Origin of the sequence: Leclercia sp. LSNIH3 (assembly GCF_002935105.1) — a bacterium.
Taxonomy (GTDB): domain Bacteria; phylum Pseudomonadota; class Gammaproteobacteria; order Enterobacterales; family Enterobacteriaceae; genus Enterobacter; species Enterobacter adecarboxylatus.
Genome location: NZ_CP026387.1, coordinates 4,413,970 through 4,429,068, shown reverse-complemented (window position 1 = coordinate 4,429,068; position 15,099 = coordinate 4,413,970). Strand labels below are relative to the sequence as shown.

16 protein-coding genes are annotated in these 15,099 nt (G+C 58.1%); 4 read left to right on the top strand and 12 right to left on the bottom strand.

Annotation, left to right across the window (positions count from 1 at the left end; translation table 11 throughout):
- Positions 1-3: 3 nt before the first annotated feature.
- From C3F35_RS21490 to nasR, 4 genes are all read right to left on the bottom strand, one after another.
- Positions 4-792 carry an ABC transporter ATP-binding protein gene (locus C3F35_RS21490; RefSeq protein ID WP_032611310.1) on the bottom strand — a complete coding sequence of 263 codons (789 nt, stop codon included), beginning with the start codon at positions 790-792 and terminating at the stop codon, positions 4-6.
- Between the two features lie 9 nt (positions 793-801).
- Entirely contained in the window at positions 802-1,680 is an 879-nt protein-coding gene (gene ntrB, locus C3F35_RS21485) for a nitrate ABC transporter permease (protein WP_032611312.1), read from the bottom strand.
- A gap of 1 nt (position 1,681) precedes the next feature.
- Entirely contained in the window at positions 1,682-2,929 is a 1,248-nt protein-coding gene (locus C3F35_RS21480; protein WP_032611314.1) for a CmpA/NrtA family ABC transporter substrate-binding protein, read from the bottom strand.
- 228 nt (positions 2,930-3,157) lie between these two features.
- On the bottom strand, positions 3,158-4,312 hold the full coding sequence (gene nasR / locus C3F35_RS21470; RefSeq protein ID WP_059307693.1) for a nitrate regulatory protein NasR: 1,155 nt from the start codon (positions 4,310-4,312) through the stop codon (positions 3,158-3,160).
- A 70-nt stretch (positions 4,313-4,382) separates the two neighbouring features.
- On the opposite strand from nasR, the gene ychN reads away from it, so the two are divergent.
- From ychN to C3F35_RS21455, 3 genes are all read left to right on the top strand, one after another.
- Positions 4,383-4,736, top strand: a complete 354-nt coding sequence (gene ychN / locus C3F35_RS21465; RefSeq protein ID WP_032611323.1) for a DsrE/F sulfur relay family protein YchN — start codon at positions 4,383-4,385, stop codon at positions 4,734-4,736.
- Between the two features lie 107 nt (positions 4,737-4,843).
- Positions 4,844-6,628 (top strand): methyl-accepting chemotaxis protein, encoded by a 1,785-nt coding sequence (locus tag C3F35_RS21460; RefSeq protein ID WP_103792034.1) that lies wholly within the window; start codon positions 4,844-4,846, stop codon positions 6,626-6,628.
- A gap of 212 nt (positions 6,629-6,840) precedes the next feature.
- Positions 6,841-7,083: a DUF1883 domain-containing protein gene (locus tag C3F35_RS21455; protein WP_032611330.1), complete on the top strand. Its 243-nt coding sequence runs from the start codon at positions 6,841-6,843 to the stop codon at positions 7,081-7,083.
- A gap of 42 nt (positions 7,084-7,125) precedes the next feature.
- On the opposite strand, the gene C3F35_RS21450 is transcribed toward C3F35_RS21455, so the two are convergent.
- Positions 7,126-7,821 carry a gamma-glutamylcyclotransferase gene (locus C3F35_RS21450; protein ID WP_032611333.1) on the bottom strand — a complete coding sequence of 232 codons (696 nt, stop codon included), beginning with the start codon at positions 7,819-7,821 and terminating at the stop codon, positions 7,126-7,128.
- Positions 7,822-8,014: 193 nt separating this feature from the next.
- Entirely contained in the window at positions 8,015-8,245 is a 231-nt protein-coding gene (chaB, locus tag C3F35_RS21445) for a putative cation transport regulator ChaB (RefSeq protein WP_032611335.1), read from the bottom strand.
- A gap of 268 nt (positions 8,246-8,513) precedes the next feature.
- Here chaB and chaA point away from each other — a divergent pair, with 268 nt between their 5' ends.
- On the top strand, positions 8,514-9,614 hold the full coding sequence (gene chaA, locus C3F35_RS21440) for a sodium-potassium/proton antiporter ChaA (RefSeq protein ID WP_032611337.1): 1,101 nt from the start codon (positions 8,514-8,516) through the stop codon (positions 9,612-9,614).
- Positions 9,615-9,708: 94 nt separating this feature from the next.
- On the opposite strand, the gene kdsA is transcribed toward chaA, so the two are convergent.
- Genes kdsA through hemA form a run of 6 tightly spaced genes read right to left on the bottom strand, consistent with a single transcriptional unit; the run spans position 9,709 to position 15,013 of the window.
- Positions 9,709-10,563 (bottom strand): 3-deoxy-8-phosphooctulonate synthase, encoded by an 855-nt coding sequence (gene kdsA / locus C3F35_RS21435; protein WP_059307690.1) that lies wholly within the window; start codon positions 10,561-10,563, stop codon positions 9,709-9,711.
- 36 nt (positions 10,564-10,599) lie between these two features.
- Positions 10,600-11,409 (bottom strand): invasion regulator SirB1, encoded by an 810-nt coding sequence (sirB1, locus tag C3F35_RS21430; RefSeq protein WP_032611339.1) that lies wholly within the window; start codon positions 11,407-11,409, stop codon positions 10,600-10,602.
- 3 nt (positions 11,410-11,412) lie between these two features.
- Entirely contained in the window at positions 11,413-11,805 is a 393-nt protein-coding gene (gene sirB2 / locus C3F35_RS21425; RefSeq protein ID WP_032611340.1) for an invasion regulator SirB2, read from the bottom strand.
- Complete coding sequence (gene prmC / locus C3F35_RS21420; RefSeq protein ID WP_103792035.1) at positions 11,802-12,632, bottom strand: peptide chain release factor N(5)-glutamine methyltransferase; 831 nt, start codon at positions 12,630-12,632, stop codon at positions 11,802-11,804. The genes sirB2 and prmC overlap by 4 nt, the downstream gene beginning before the upstream one ends.
- On the bottom strand, positions 12,632-13,714 hold the full coding sequence (prfA, locus tag C3F35_RS21415) for a peptide chain release factor 1 (protein ID WP_032611342.1): 1,083 nt from the start codon (positions 13,712-13,714) through the stop codon (positions 12,632-12,634). The genes prmC and prfA overlap by 1 nt, the downstream gene beginning before the upstream one ends.
- Positions 13,715-13,756: 42 nt before the next feature.
- On the bottom strand, positions 13,757-15,013 hold the full coding sequence (hemA, locus tag C3F35_RS21410) for a glutamyl-tRNA reductase (protein ID WP_032611343.1): 1,257 nt from the start codon (positions 15,011-15,013) through the stop codon (positions 13,757-13,759).
- Positions 15,014-15,099 lie beyond the last annotated feature (86 nt).

Genomic DNA, 15,099 nt, shown 5'->3' with positions numbered 1-15,099 from the left:
TCCTCAGGCCGCTTTCGGCTGTTTTTCGTAGAGGAAATGGAGGATCTGCTGGCGCATATGGTGATAGCGGCTCTCCTCCGCCAGCTGCACCCGGTTACGCGGGCGCGGCAGGTCGACGCGCAATATCTCCCCTACCGTTGCCGCCGGGCCGTTGGTCATCATCAATACCCGATCCGAGAGCAGTACCGCCTCGTCAACGTCGTGGGTAATCAGCACGATGGTGGTGTTTAGCTCCTGCTGAATTTTCATCACCGAATCCTGCAGATGGGCGCGGGTCAGGGCGTCGAGGGCACCGAACGGCTCATCCATCAGCAACACTTTCGGCTTCATCGCCAGGGCGCGGGCAATGCCGACCCGCTGCTTCATGCCGCCGGAGATCTCTCCCGGACGCTTGTGGATGGCATGCCCCATCTGCACCCGATCGAGGTTGTGTTCAATCCACTCCCGACGCTCGGCCTTGCTCATGCTGCGGCGGAACACCTGATCCACCGCCAGCGCCACGTTGTCGAAGCAGGTCAGCCACGGCAGCAGGGAGTGGTTCTGGAACACCACCGCCCGCTCCGGCCCCGGGCCTGCGATCTCGCGGTTATCGCAGATCAGCCCGCCTTCGCTGGGCAGGGTGATACCGGCGATGAGGTTCAGCAGTGTCGATTTGCCGCAGCCGGAATGGCCGATCAAACTGACGGTCTCCCCCTCGTGGATATCAAAAGAGACGTTCTGCAGTGCCAGAAACTCGCCGCTGGCCGTGGAAAAACGCTGGCTGACGGCCTGGACCTGAATTAATGGTTTCATGTGCACTCCTTATTTTTCCTGCCAGCTGAAACGACGGGCGATGAGCATCAGCCCCTGCTCCAGCAGCAAACCCACCACGCCGATAATGACGATGGCGATGAGAATGTTTTCGACGTTGAGGTTGTTCCACTCATTCCAGATCCAGAAGCCGATCCCCAGCCCCCCGGTAAGCATCTCGGCGGCGACAATCACCAGCCAGGCGATGCCGATAGAGAGGCGCACCCCGGTCAATACCGCGGGCAGCACGGCAGGAAACAGAATGCGGCGCATCACCGTCCACTCAGAGAGCTGTAACACCCGCGCCACGTTGAGGTAATCCTCGGGAATACGGCGTACCCCTTCGGCGGTGTTAATGACCATCGGCCAGATTGAGCAGATAAAAATGGTCCAGCTGGAGGCGGGTTCGGCTTTCTGGAACAGCAGCAGGCCAATCGGCAGCCAGGCCAGCGGGCTGACCGGGCGCAACAGGGCAATCAGCGGGTTAAACATGCGCGCCAGAAAGGTAAAGCGGCCAATCATAAAGCCCAGCGGGATCCCGACCAGCGCCGCCAGGCCAAAGCCCATCGCGACACGCTGCAGCGAGGCCAGTACGTTCCAGCCCACCCCCATGTCGTTCGGCCCGTCGCGGTAGAACGGATCGGCAAACAGGGTGATGGCCGAATCCAGCGTGCTGAGCGGCGTCGGGAAGCCTTTGCTGTTGATGGCCGCCAGTTGCCAGGCGATGACCAGCAGCCCGAGGCCGAGCAGCGCCGGGATAAGGCGTTGCAGCAGGTCGTTCATCCGGCGGGCAAAAGCGGGAGTGCGGCGGCGCACCTGCACCGGCGGCAGCGCGATCACTTCCCCGCTGACCGGCGCAGCGGGTGCCGCTTTGGTGTTTACGTTTTTCATATCAAGCCCCTGTACGGTGAATAGCAAAACGGTTGGCGTACCCCTGCGGATCGGTGCCGTTCCAGACGGTGCCGTCCATCAGGGTGCTGCTACGCAGCGGCGACGAAGGTGCGCGAATGCCTCCCACCGCGCTGGCAGCGTCCTGCCAGACGTCGGTGCGGTTGATGCGCCGGGCGATGGCGGCGTAGTCCGGGTCGGTTTTCAGCAGCCCCCAGCGGCGGAACTGGGTTAAGAACCACATCCCGTCGGAGTGCCACGGGTAGCTGACCGCCCCATCCTCAAAGAAGCGGATCGGATGGGCATCCTGCCAGCGCTGACCTACGCCATTGTCGTACTCCCCCAGCATGCGGCCGGTGAGGTACTGCTCTTTGGTGTTGAGCCAGGCGCGGCGGGCCAGCAGTTGGGCGGTCTCCTGCTTGTTCTGTGGCGAAGCATCGATCCAGCGCTGCGCCTCCATCAGGGCGCTGACCAGCGCTCGGGCGGTATGGGGATAGCTCTCTACCCACTCCCGACGGGTGCCCAGGATTTTTTCCGGGTGTTCCGGCCAGATGGACTGGGAGGTGGCAGCGGTAAAACCAATGCGATCGTTAATAGCGCGGGCGTTCCACGGTTCGCCGACGCAGAAGCCGACCATATTGCCGATGCGCATGTTCATCACCATCTGCGGCGGCGGCACCACTACGGTGCGCACGTCGTCAAAGGGGTTAATGCCCGCGCTGGCCAGCCAGTAGTAGAGCCACATGGCATGGGTGCCGGTGGGAAAGGTATGGGCAAAGGTGTACGTGCCCGGTGCCTGTTGGCCGATGAGCCTCTTCAGCCCCTCGCCGTCGCGCACGCCCTGCTGCGCCAGATCGCTCGACAGGGTGATCGCCTGCCCGTTCTGGTTAAGGGTCATCAGGTTAGCCATAGGCTTAGGTTTACCGGCGATCCCCAGCTCCAGGCCGTACAGCAGACCATAGAGAATGTGCGCGGCATCCAGCTCCCCGGCCACCAGCTTGTCGCGAACCGCTGCCCAGCTGGCCTCTTTGGTGGGCACCAGGGTGAAGCCATATTTTTTATCGAAACCTTTATATGCCGCGATCGCCAGCGGCGCGCAGTCAGTGAGCGGGATGAAACCCACCCGCACCGTATCGAGTTCCGGTTTATCGGAGCCTGCGGCCCATGCGGCCTGCATGACGCCCGGTAACATCAGCGCCCCGCCTGCCAGTGCACTGGCCTGTAAAAAACGCCGCCTTGTCCATTCCACCATGCTCACTCCTGAAAAAAAGCCAAAAAAAAGCGCCCGGCAGTGCCGAAGCACTGCAGGACGCCTTTATCCTGAAGACCGTCGCACCGCCGTTGGCGCGTGGTCTCAAATTGTTAATTATCTAATGCAAAGGGGATGCCAGCTTTTAACTCCTTGCCAGACGGGCATTTTTTAATAGCGGGCGCTGGCAGCGCACCTCAATCATGCAAAGGTTGCCCATCGGGAGTGCATCTACTGCTGCCAGAGCGCCTTCACCGTGAGTAGCGCCCGGGCGATATCCACCATTCTCTGGTTCTTATCCATCGCCATCTTGCGCAGCTGGCACCAGGCCTGCTCCTCGCTCATCTGCTGATGGGTCATTAGCACGCTTTTGGCTTTATCGATCACCTTGCGCTCCTCCAGGGTGTCGCGCATTGAGGCCAGCTGGCGGGAGAGCTGTTCGATCTCCCGCGCCTGCTGGCGCACCAGCGGCAGGAGCGGCTTTTGCGGATAGAGGGCCAGCGGCTCTTCCGTTGACGGCTCCTCCGGCAGGTCGTCGTCGGCCCGGCCAATCAGCGTCTCCACCGCCAGCATCAGATCGGCAATCTGCATCTCTTCGAGAGTGCGCAGGTGTTCGAGGCGCTCGGTCTGGAGCGAAAACCAGTGCAGCGCCAGCACGCCCTTATCCGCCGCAGGCTGCCGGGTGCAGGCCAGTCGTCGCAGCTGTTCAGTTTCGGCGCCCGGCACGCTGAGGGTGAAGTGGTCATGCAGGCTGGCGGGCGTCAGGGAGAGAAAAACGTCGAAGCAGGCCTGCTGCCCGTCGATGCGGTCCACCAGGGTCTGGCGCATCTCATCGCTGAAATAGCCCTGGGTGAAGCCTATCGCCCCCAGCGCCCGCTCCTGTCCGACCAGCTCTTTGCCCTGCATCAGGCTGTAAAGCGCGACAAACCTGCCGGCGATTTGCGGATCGTCAATGCTGTCGTTAAGTTGCGGCACGATACTGAGCAGGTTGCGCAGCGTGCGGCTGTAGCGCTCCATCGCGACATCGGCGGGCAGCGCACAGGCGGTAATGGCCTCGCGCAGCGCAGGAAGTTGCTCCAGGCTTTGCAGGGCGTTTGCGACCCGCTCGCTGAGGGCGCCGCTGGCCATCAACGGCGTACCGAGGGCCTGGAGCAGCGCCTTAAGATGATCGTCCACCAGTGCGCGGCTGGCTTTACACTCCAGGGCATACAGCGTGCCCTGTGAGCAGAGCCAGATATTGGAAGCCCCGCGCTCGCACTGTAGCATGTGTGCAAGATGGCTGATCCGGCTAACAAGCTGGCCTAACTGGGCCAGTTTGCACAGCTGCTGTTTACGCATCAGTCTGGCGTGCTGAAACCATGCGGTGGCGCCGGTGATAATCGTCATGCTTACTCTCCGGGTCAGTGTTTGACAGAGAGAAGCAATTTTCATGCCTTTTTAATTTTCAGGAGTCAAGATGCAGAAGATCGTGATCGTCGCCAATGGCGCGGCCTATGGCAGTGAGTCCCTGTTCAACAGCCTGCGGCTGGCAATTGCTCTACGCGAGCAGGAGAGCGAGCTGGATCTGCGCCTGTTTTTAATGTCCGATGCGGTCACCGCCGGGCTGCGCGGCCAGAAGCCTGCCGAGGGCTACAACATCCAGCAGATGCTGGAGATCCTCACTGCGCAAAACGTGCCGGTAAAGCTGTGCAAGACCTGCACCGACGGCCGCGGCATTAGCGCCCTGCCGCTGATTGACGGGGTGGAAATCGGCACCCTGGTGGAGCTGGCGCAGTGGACGTTATCCGCGGATAAACTATTAACTTTCTAATAATGATTTAACTGAAATATTATTTTCTTATGAGCGCGGTTCCAGCATCAAGTTTGCCTGCCCGATGCCGATAGGCTTCTTACAACAACACAGCAGGTATAACAATTATGTTCAGGTCAATTCGCGCTCGTATTATTGCGGCGACGGTCGGATGTCTTATCGCCGCGCTCATTTTGAACACCGTGATTAATTTCCAGGTCACGCGTCAGGATAATCAACAGTCGCAACGCGACATGCTGGCCAGCACCAGCGCCAGCCACAGCCTGGCGATAGCCGACTGGGTTAGCAGCAAAACCACCATTATTAACTCCCTGCAAGGCGTAGCCCTGAGCGACGATCCGGTGCCGATGTTTAAACAGCTGGCGCATGCGGGCGGGTTTATCAACGTCTATGTTGGCTATGCCAGCAAAACCGCGAAGTTCTCCAATCCTGACGGCGTGCCCGCCGACTACGATCCCACGGTGCGTCCGTGGTATCAGCAGGCGGTAAACGAGGATCGCGCGATTGTTACCGCCCCTTATGTTGATACCGGAACCAAAAAGCTGGTGGTCACCTTTGCGGTCCCGGTGAAAGAGAACGGCGAGCTGAAAGCAGTCCTGGCGGGAGACGTGGCGATGGACAGCGTGATTGCCAACGTGCGCGGCATTCATCCAACGCCGGCCAGTAGCGGGTTGCTGATAGACAGCGACGGCACAGTGATCGCCGCCAACGATCCTGCCCTGACCCTGAAACCCTTTGCCGATGTCATCCGCGGCGTTGACCTGAATGTCCTGAAAAGCGGAAAGCGCGCCGAAGGTCAGTTTAACGACGCGGCGAAAACCTTTGCCGCCACCCCGATAGCCGGGACCCAGTGGCAACTGGTGGTCGCCCTTGACAGTGATGATGCGACCTCCGGGATGCGCACCCTGCTGAAAGCCTCTTCCCTGTCGCTGGTGATCCTGGTTCTGCTCAGTGCCGTTGTGGTTCATTTCGTGATTGCCCGCCTGCTGAAACGCCTGTCGGATATTCGCGATGCGATGCATGCCATCGCTAACGGCACTAACGATCTTTCCCAGCGTCTGCCGGAGAAAGGTGAGGATGAGGTGGCGCAGATTGCCCATGCCTTTAACGCCTTCAGTGACAAGCTCGCGGTGGTGATGGTGCAGCTGCGCGATGCCAGCGCCTCGGTGAAAAACGCCGCTCAGGAGATCGCCGCCGGTAACCAGGATCTCTCTGGCCGCACCGAGCGGGCCGCCTCCAGCCTGCGCGAAACCGCCAGCGCTGTAGAGCAGATCACCGCCTCTGTCGCCCAGTCAACCGAATCGGCCGCCATTGCCAATGCGCAGGCAGGCAAAGCCTCCGAGGCAGCCACCCGTGGCGGCAGCGTCGTCTCCCAGGCGATCACCACCATGCAGTCCATCGAAGCCGCATCCACCAAAATTGGCGACATCACCAGCGTGATTGACGGCATCGCCTTCCAGACCAATATTCTGGCACTGAACGCCTCGGTTGAAGCCGCGCGGGCAGGTGAACAGGGTCGTGGTTTTGCGGTTGTCGCAGGGGAAGTACGTAATCTTGCCAGCCGCAGCGCCCAGGCGGCCAAAGAGATTAAAAGCCTGATTGATTCCACTACCGACAGCGTGGCGACCGGTTCGCGCTTTGTACACCTGGCCGGACAGAGCATGGATGAGATTGTCACCAGCATCGGCAGTATGTCGGGCATCATGCGAGAGATCACCGTCGCCACCAGCGAGCAGATGAAAGGTATTCAGGAGATCAACCGGGCGGTAACGCATCTCGACAGCATGGTGCAGCAGAACGCCGAACTGGTGGTGCAGTCGGCCGCCGCGGCCAGCGCCCTGCAGGGTCAGGCAGGCGAGCTGGCTGAAACCGCCGGACATTTCCGCATTTAATGTTAACCCGATGCCTGAAGGCGGTGTAAAGCGATGCTCGCTGAACGCTTTCAGGCATATTGTCATTTTTGTTTAAGGGTTATGCCATTTTTTGATCAAAATCAGCACCCCTGACCTTCCCCTTTGGTGTTATGCCATGAGTGAATTGTGAACAACATCACGCTCAGGATTAACCGCAAGGAGAGCGTTGTTTCCATACAGGGGTAAAAAAAATGGCATTGGTAAAAGCAAGTCTGAAGTTGTTTGGTGGGGATACGGTGGTGGTACGTTGCTCAGAGCGTTGTCATATTCATCTGATGAGTAACAAAGCCCCACGCAAAACGCAGGCAGATATTCTAAGCGTGCAGAACCGGGATAGCGCCTGGCTCACGGTGCCTTATACCGGCATCTGGGAGGTGCTCATCGACAGCCACAGCCAGTCGCTTGAGCACTCCATTAGCTACGTTGCCGCCTGAGGCGAGATCGCCCGGTATGCTGGAAAGCTACCGGGCGTTTTTTCAGGCAAAGCCTGGCGTCAGCGGGCTGTCAGGCTGGGCGCCGTCCAGCAAGGCCCGCACACGCGATACCAGCTCATTCAGACAATCATCCCGCATGCCCAGTCGCGTCAGCTCCTGATCGAGCGAGAACAGGTATTGGGCGTTAGTCCCAAGCGGGCCGCTGGCCGCAGCAATCAGTGGTGCGATGACCTGCGCACGGGTGTCGGCTTCAAACAGCGGATGGCGCGGATCCATAATGAATACCAGCGCATTGACGGTGCGTCCGTCATCAAGTTCCAGCTTGCACCAGCTCGGCATATAGCAGCCGGTGATCATCTCGCGCTTCCACAGCAGGGACAACTCCTCTTCCAGGGTTGCATCTGGCAGGCGATAGGCCACGCCCGTGGTGCGTCCGCCCTCTTTCAGTGCAAGCATACGTCCAGGCTGGCAGGCGCTACCGCGACCGGCGGTCAGGCGCAGACAGAACGCGCGGTGCCAGCCCGGCAGGGTGCCGGTTGCCGATTCGACAAACTCCAGCGCCGGGTTCCACATCAGCGAGCCATAGCCAAAGAGCCACACCGGACCGTTGTCCGGGCGACAGGCAAGGGTTGCAGCCAGCGACGCCGCACGCTGCTCGGCTGACCACAGAAGCGATTCTTCAATCGCACCGAAGGCCGTTTTACAGTCGGCCTTCATAAGAAAATCACGCGTTAACATATTGCACCTCCGCCACTGCCTGCTTCCTTGCGCACACTTTTATGAACCTTCCAGGTCCTTTTACTGCTCAATTAGAAAGCAGTAACGTGACGATATGCAATAAACTCGCCGGGTGCAATACAACTCCAGCGCAACCGCCTTAAAAGCTAACGCGCAGCGTGCAAATTTTTAAACACAGCCCAGTGTAAACAGGCTATTTCTTAGGGTGCCACTTATCATCGTCGCCCTTTTCGTAGTCGTTCTTCACGGCCGCCCAGGCCACGCGGTGGGCGGTCTCTTCCCGGCTGGCATCGCCCCGGCGATCTTCTTTATCCTTGTATTGATCCCAGGCGCTGTTGAACGCTTCTTTATAAATTTCCTGTGCATGGGCTGGCAGAACATGCTGGACGTTATCTGGTAAATCGCTTTTCGATTTATATGGCATAGCAAACCCCTCTTTTTAATCAATTAATAAGTGTGGTCGACAATGCCAGAGGCTTCCAGTCGATTTGATAATCGTGTAACTATTTTTCTTAATTGACTGTTATTAAGAATATATTTAACAATAAACAGCTATTATGAGGTTTTCAGGCAATATTTTATCAATACCGTAAAATCAGGTAAAAGATAACCAGAATTTAACGGTAATCTGTTAATTTAACGCCCTCTTTTTCTATCTATAATGACAAGCACCTGCAACTCTGGAGAATCACATGACAACCGCACACGAGACGGTGAAAACCCGTCACAAGGAGACGTCTCTCATTTTCCCGGTGCTGGCACTGGCCGTGCTGCTCTTCTGGGGAAGTAGTCAGTCGCTGCCAGTGGTCATCGGCATTAATATCCTTGCACTTGTTGGTATTCTGAGCAGCGCCTTCAGCGTTGTCCGTCATGCCGACGTGCTGGCTCACCGCCTGGGAGAGCCTTACGGCTCGCTGATTTTAAGTCTTTCCGTCGTTATTCTCGAAGTAAGCCTCATTTCTGCCCTGATGGCCACCGGCGATGCGGCACCTACCCTGATGCGTGATACGCTCTACTCCATCATTATGATTGTCACCGGGGGACTGGTCGGCTTCTCACTGCTGCTGGGCGGGCGCAAATTTGCTACCCAGTACGTGAACCTGTTTGGTATTAAGCAGTATCTCATCGCCCTCTTCCCGCTGGCGATTATCGTGCTGGTGTTCCCGATGGCGCTGCCGGGCGCTAACTTCTCCACCGGCCAGGCTCTGCTGGTAGCGCTGATCTCAGCGGCCATGTATGGCGTGTTTCTGCTTATTCAGACTAAAACGCACCAGAGCCTGTTTGTGTATGAGCATGAAGATGAGGGCGACGACGATGACCCGCATCACGGCAAGCCGTCCGCGCACAGCAACCTCTGGCATACCCTCTGGCTGATCGTGCATCTGATTGCGGTGATTGCGGTGACCAAGATGAATGCGGCCCCGCTGGAAACGCTGCTGACCGAACTGAACGCGCCGGTGGCCTTTACCGGTTTCCTGGTGGCTCTGTTAATCCTGTCTCCTGAAGGTCTGGGCGCGCTGCGTGCTGTGCTGAACAATCAGGTGCAGCGCGCAATGAACCTGTTCTTTGGTTCGGTGCTGGCGACCATCTCTTTGACCGTTCCGGTAGTGACGCTGATCGCCTTCCTCACCGGCAATGAACTGCAGTTCAGCCTGGGGGCACCGGAGATGATTGTGATGGTGGCGTCGCTGCTGCTGTGCCAGATTTCGTTTTCAACCGGGCGCACCAATGTGCTTAACGGCGCTGCGCATATGGCACTATTTGCGGCCTATTTGATGACGATATTTGCCTGATGCTTCCAGTCTCTCCTCTCCCGCAGGGTGAGGAAGAACACAAAAAAAACGGCAACCTCAGGTTGCCGTTTTGCTTTTATGGGGTGGTTCTTAATTAGTTGCTGGTATCCAGCTCATCAAAGCTCTTAACCAGGTCGTCAATGGCTTTGATTTGTTTCAGGAACGGTTCCAGTTTATCCAGCGGCAGCGCAGACGGGCCATCGCATTTTGCGTTGGCTGGATCCGGGTGGGCTTCGATAAACAGCCCCGCCAGGCCGGTAGCCATACCGGCGCGCGCCAGTTCAGTCACCTGACCACGACGGCCGCCGGAGGCTGCGCCAAACGGGTCGCGGCACTGCAGAGCGTGCGTTACGTCGAAGATCACTGGCGACTGGTTAGAAACGTTCTTCATCACGCTGAAGCCCAGCATATCCACAACCAGGTTGTCATAACCGAAGTTGGCACCACGGTCGCACAGGATCACCTGGTCGTTACCGCCTTCGATAAACTTATCGACGATGTTCCCCATCTGGCCCGGGCTAACGAACTGCGGTTTTTTTACGTTGATCACTGCACCGGTTTTCGCCATCGCTTCAACCAGGTCGGTCTGACGCGCAAGGAAGGCTGGCAGCTGAATCACATCGACAACGTCGGCTACAGGCTGCGCCTGGCTTGCTTCATGGACGTCGGTGATCACTTTCACGCCAAAGGTCTGCTTCAGCTCCTGGAAAATCTTCATCCCCTCTTCCAGGCCTGGGCCACGGTAAGAGCGAATAGAGGAGCGGTTGGCTTTGTCAAAAGAGGCCTTAAACACATACGGAATGCCCAGCTTCTGGGTCACGGTCACGTAGTGTTCGCAGATACGCATCGCGAGATCGCGGGATTCCAGAACGTTCATGCCGCCGAACAGCACGAACGGCAGGTCGTTCGCCACGTTGATATCGCCAATGCTAACCACTTTTTGTTTCATAGGATCGCCTTATTCAGGGGTGAATCGGAATTAAGATTAATGCAGTGTAATCTGTTTATGCGCGATGGAATTAATCTGCGCGCGAATCATCTCGCTGATAGGATCTTCCGGGCACTGCTCAACGAAATAACTCAAATCAGTCAGCGCAACGTGGTCACACTCAAGCTGGACGTAGATCAGACCGCGGTCGCGGATCTCATACGGATCTTCCGGGTTAAACTGCAGCAGCACCTCGCTGGCACGCAGCGCCAGCTCCATCTGCCGCTCTTCCATCAGCGCCGACTTTAAGGTGTCCAGCAGCTTGCGCACCACTTCAGCGTTATCCGCTTCGTCCAGATCTTCGTTGTACAGCTCTGCCATTGGGCTGATGTTGCCCTTCAGCCAGACATCCAGCGTGTGATCGTCGAGGGTGTCGCCATTGAACGGGTTGATTAACCACATTTCACCATCAAGCCACTCGGCGCGCAGCAGCATCTGCGTCGGGAAGATGACCGGCACCAGCGGGATATCCAGGCGGTGCGCCACCCATAATAAAATGGCCCCCAGGGAGACAGCGCTACCCTGACGGTTTTTCAGTACCTGATCGAGCCACAGCGCATCGGAGAGCCGATACACGCCACGCGTATCGCAAAAGCCCCATTCGCCGTAGAACAGCTCAATCAGTTTCTCCAGTTGCCAGTCCTGCGGGCGCGCCTGATTAATCTCTTCACGCGCCAGACTCACCAGATTCTCCAGCTCGTCGTAGACGTATTGTGAAATAAAATCATCGCGGATCATCTCTGATACTTTGATCATTCCATCGCACAACGGCACTTTGTTAAATTCGAAATCGGCCAAGGACTCCATGACTTACCCCAGTAACGGTATTCTTGTGGTGGCGAGTTTAATGATGATGTACAGCACCACCAGCCCCAGCAGAAAGGCGATAAACCCCACCTGCTGGCTGCGCGGACGATGACGCCCCAGCGCAATAAAACCCAAAACGATGTAGATGATAACGCCAAACAGCTTTTCAGTCAGCCATGTACCGTTATCAGTAAATGGCAGATAACCCGTCACCCACATTAATCCTGCCCCCGACACAAAGAGAACGGTATCGATGCAGTGCGGCAGTACCCGCACCCAGCGGGCGTTGATCAGCTGATTATTGCTGTAACGCCACCAGTAACGCAGCGCGAAAAAACTGATGGTCAGGGTGACGGCGGCCAAATGCAAGGCGATCAGCACAGAGAAGCTATTCATGGCAGCTTGCCTGCGGTCAGGCGCTCATTCCCGCCATAATCACGACAGGTTTCAACCTGGTCAAAACCTGCCTGCAAAAAGAGCGTACGCACGGCTTCGCCCTGGGTCCAGCCGTGCTCCAGCAGCAGCCAGCCGCCGCAAACCAGATGGTGACGAGACTGAGTAATGATATAGCTGAGATCGGCCAGCCCCTGATCGGCGGCAACCAGCGCGCTGAGCGGCTCGAAACGCACATCCCCTTCGGCGAGATGGGGATCCGCTTCATCAATATAGGGCGGGTTACTGACGATCATTTCAAACTGCCGGTCGGCAAGCGCGGTGAACCAGCTGCTGTGCAGCACCGTCACATTTGGCAACGCCAGGCGCTCAAGATTGCGTTGGGCCAACGCCACCGCATCGGGCATGACATCTACCGCAGTGACCTGACAGTCCGGGCGTTCACTGGCCAGCGCCAGGGCAATGGCCCCGGTGCCGGTGCCTAAATCAAGAATGCGCGCAGGCGCAGCGGGCAATCTCGCCAGCGCCTGTTCCACCAGACACTCGGTGTCGGGACGGGGGATCAGGGTGGCTGCAGAGACATATAGCGGCAGCGACCAGAACTCACGCTCCCCCACCAGGTGTGCCACCGGCTCGCCGGTTTTACGACGGGCCAGGAGCGGTTCAAGCCGGGCTTGCTGGTCGGCGGTTAGCTCTGTTTCGCCAAAGGCGAGAATGTAAGTCCGTGCTTTCCCGGTCACATGCCCGAGCAGGATCTCCGCGTCGCGACGGGGGCTTTCGCCTCCCGCCAGCTCGCTTACCGCCTGCTGTAGCCAGTGCTGAAAATCCATTAATCCTGCTCTGCCAGCGCCGCCAGCTGATCGGCCTGGTACTCCTGCACGATAGGTTCAATCAGTGAATCCAGCTTGCCTTCCATGGTCTCATCCAGACGGTAGAGGGTCAGGTTGATACGGTGGTCGGTCACGCGGCCCTGCGGGAAGTTGTAGGTGCGGTTGCGATCGCTGCGATCGCCGCTGCCCAGCAGGTTGCGACGGGTCGACGCTTCGGCCTGCTGGCGTTTTGCCATTTCTGCTGCGTGAATACGCGCGCCCAGCACCGACAGCGCTTTGGCTTTGTTTTTGTGCTGGGAACGTTCGTCCTGACACTCCACCACAATGCCGGTTGGCAGGTGGGTAATACGGATCGCGGAATCGGTGGTGTTGACGTGCTGACCGCCCGCGCCGGAAGATCGGAAGGTATCGATACGCAGATCCGCCGGGTTGATGTCCGGCAGCTCGGCTTCCGGCAACTCAGGCATCACCGCCACGGTGCAGGCGGACGTGTGGATACGGCCCTGGGATTCGGTGGCCGGTACGCGCTGCACACGATGGCCGCCGGATTCAAACTTCAGGCGACCGTACACACCCTCGCCGCTGATTTTGGCGATCACTTCTTTATAACCGCCGTGCTCGCCTTCGTTGGCGCTCATGATCTCCACGCGCCAGCGGCGGGATTCGGCATAGCGGCTGTACATGCGGAACAGATCGCCGGCAAACAGGGCCGCCTCATCCCCGCCGGTTCCGGCGCGGACTTCGACAAAGGCGTTGCGCTCATCGTCCGGGTCTTTCGGCAGCAGCAGCACCTGCAGCTGTTGCTCCATCTCTTCCGCGCGAACTTTGGCTTCCTGCAACTCTTCCTGCGCCATCTCACGCATTTCCGGGTCATCGAGCATCATCTGCGCGGTTTCGATATCTTCCTGAACCTGTTGCCAGTCGGTAAAGCAGCGTGAAACATCGCTTAATTGAGCATACTCGCGCGACAGGGCGCGAAAACGTTCCTGGTCGGCAATGGTTGCGGCATCGCCGAGCAGCGCCTGAACTTCTTCATGGCGCTCGTGCAATGCTTCCAGTTTGGCGACGATAGAGGGCTTCATAGGCGTAAGTGCACCTTATAATAATAAAATGGGTATGGCGCGCTATTCCAGCCCGAGGCTGTCGCGCAGAATGTTCAGGCGTTCGTCGTCCCCGTTACGGGCGGCCTGTTGAAGTGATTTGGTTGGGGCATGGATCAGGCGATTGGTCAGTTTCCATGCCAGTTCCTGCATGATGACCTGCGGATCGCCGCCCTGTTCGAGGGCCGCCATCGCTTTGGCAGTCAATTCATTACGGACCTGTTCCGCCTGACCGCGGTACTCGCGAATGGTCTCGCTGACGCTTTGCGCGCGCAGCCAGGCCATAAATTCGCTGGTTTCCTGCTCAACAATGGTCTCGGCCTGCACCGCTGCCGCTTTACGCTGGGCAAGGTTGTGCGAAATGATGCTCTGCAGATCGTCCACGCTGTACAGATAGGCGTTCGCCAGTTTGCCGACGTCAGGCTCGACATCGCGCGGAACGGCAATGTCTACCAGCAGCATCGGCTGATTACGGCGGGATTTCAGGGCGCGCTCCACCATGCCTTTACCGATGATCGGCAGCGGGCTGGCAGTGGAACTGATAATGATATCCGCCTCGTGCAGACGGGCGTCGATGTCGCTCAGGGCGATCACCTCCGCACCGACTTCATCCGCCAGCGTCTGGGCGCGTTCGCGGGTACGGTTGGCGATAATCATCTTCTTCACTTTGTGCTCGCGCAGATGGCGTGCGACCAGCTCGATGGTTTCGCCCGCGCCCACCAGCAACACAGAGACCGTGGAGAGGGATTCGAAAATTTGTCGCGCCAGGGTACAGGCAGCGAAAGCAACCGAAACGGCACTGGCGCCAATGTCGGTTTCGGTTCGCACTCGCTTGGCGACAGAGAAGGATTTCTGGAACATGCGTTCCAGCTCGCTGGCCTTGAGGTGGCCTTTCTGCGAATCGGCAAAAGCTTTTTTAACCTGCCCGAGGATCTGCGGCTCGCCCAGTACCAGCGAGTCAAGACCGCTGGCCACGCGCATCAAATGGCTGACCGCATCGTTATCCTGATGCCAGTAGAGGCTGTTGCGCAGCTCTTCTTCGTTCAGATTGTGGTACTCGCATAACCAGCGAATCAGCGCTTCGTGCAGGTTGTCCTGCTCTTCAACGCTGAGATAAAGCTCAGTACGGTTGCACGTTGACAACACCACGCCCCCCTGCACCATCGGCTGGGCAAGCAGACTTTCCAGCGCCTGGTCGAGCGTATCCGGCGCAAACGTCACACGTTCTCGCAGTGAAACCGGGGCTGTTTTGTGATTAATACCGAGTGCTAAAAGGGTCATATGAGCGGGAGTAGTACCAGCGTTAATAAGGTTAGCAGGCCGCATCATACAGGATGCGCGAGATCAATAAAAGAGACTGCCCCCTT

Bases quoted from the DNA above. Each gene is read 5' to 3' on its own strand.
- prmC (WP_103792035.1), bottom strand. From the start codon at position 12,632: ATGGATTTTCAGCACTGGCTACAGCAGGCGGTAAGCGAGCTGGCGGGA.
- prfA (WP_032611342.1), bottom strand. From the start codon at position 13,714: ATGAAGCCCTCTATCGTCGCCAAACTGGAAGCATTGCACGAGCGCCAT.
- C3F35_RS21460 (WP_103792034.1), top strand. From the start codon at position 4,844: ATGTTCAGGTCAATTCGCGCTCGTATTATTGCGGCGACGGTCGGATGT.
- ychN (WP_032611323.1), top strand. From the start codon at position 4,383: ATGCAGAAGATCGTGATCGTCGCCAATGGCGCGGCCTATGGCAGTGAG.
- nasR (WP_059307693.1), bottom strand. From the start codon at position 4,312: ATGACGATTATCACCGGCGCCACCGCATGGTTTCAGCACGCCAGACTG.
- hemA (WP_032611343.1), bottom strand. From the start codon at position 15,013: ATGACCCTTTTAGCACTCGGTATTAATCACAAAACAGCCCCGGTTTCA.
- C3F35_RS21450 (WP_032611333.1), bottom strand. From the start codon at position 7,821: ATGTTAACGCGTGATTTTCTTATGAAGGCCGACTGTAAAACGGCCTTC.
- sirB2 (WP_032611340.1), bottom strand. From the start codon at position 11,805: ATGAATAGCTTCTCTGTGCTGATCGCCTTGCATTTGGCCGCCGTCACC.
- kdsA (WP_059307690.1), bottom strand. From the start codon at position 10,563: ATGAAACAAAAAGTGGTTAGCATTGGCGATATCAACGTGGCGAACGAC.
- C3F35_RS21455 (WP_032611330.1), top strand. From the start codon at position 6,841: ATGGCATTGGTAAAAGCAAGTCTGAAGTTGTTTGGTGGGGATACGGTG.
- C3F35_RS21490 (WP_032611310.1), bottom strand. From the start codon at position 792: ATGAAACCATTAATTCAGGTCCAGGCCGTCAGCCAGCGTTTTTCCACG.
- sirB1 (WP_032611339.1), bottom strand. From the start codon at position 11,409: ATGGAGTCCTTGGCCGATTTCGAATTTAACAAAGTGCCGTTGTGCGAT.
- ntrB (WP_032611312.1), bottom strand. From the start codon at position 1,680: ATGAAAAACGTAAACACCAAAGCGGCACCCGCTGCGCCGGTCAGCGGG.
- C3F35_RS21480 (WP_032611314.1), bottom strand. From the start codon at position 2,929: ATGGTGGAATGGACAAGGCGGCGTTTTTTACAGGCCAGTGCACTGGCA.
- chaB (WP_032611335.1), bottom strand. From the start codon at position 8,245: ATGCCATATAAATCGAAAAGCGATTTACCAGATAACGTCCAGCATGTT.
- chaA (WP_032611337.1), top strand. From the start codon at position 8,514: ATGACAACCGCACACGAGACGGTGAAAACCCGTCACAAGGAGACGTCT.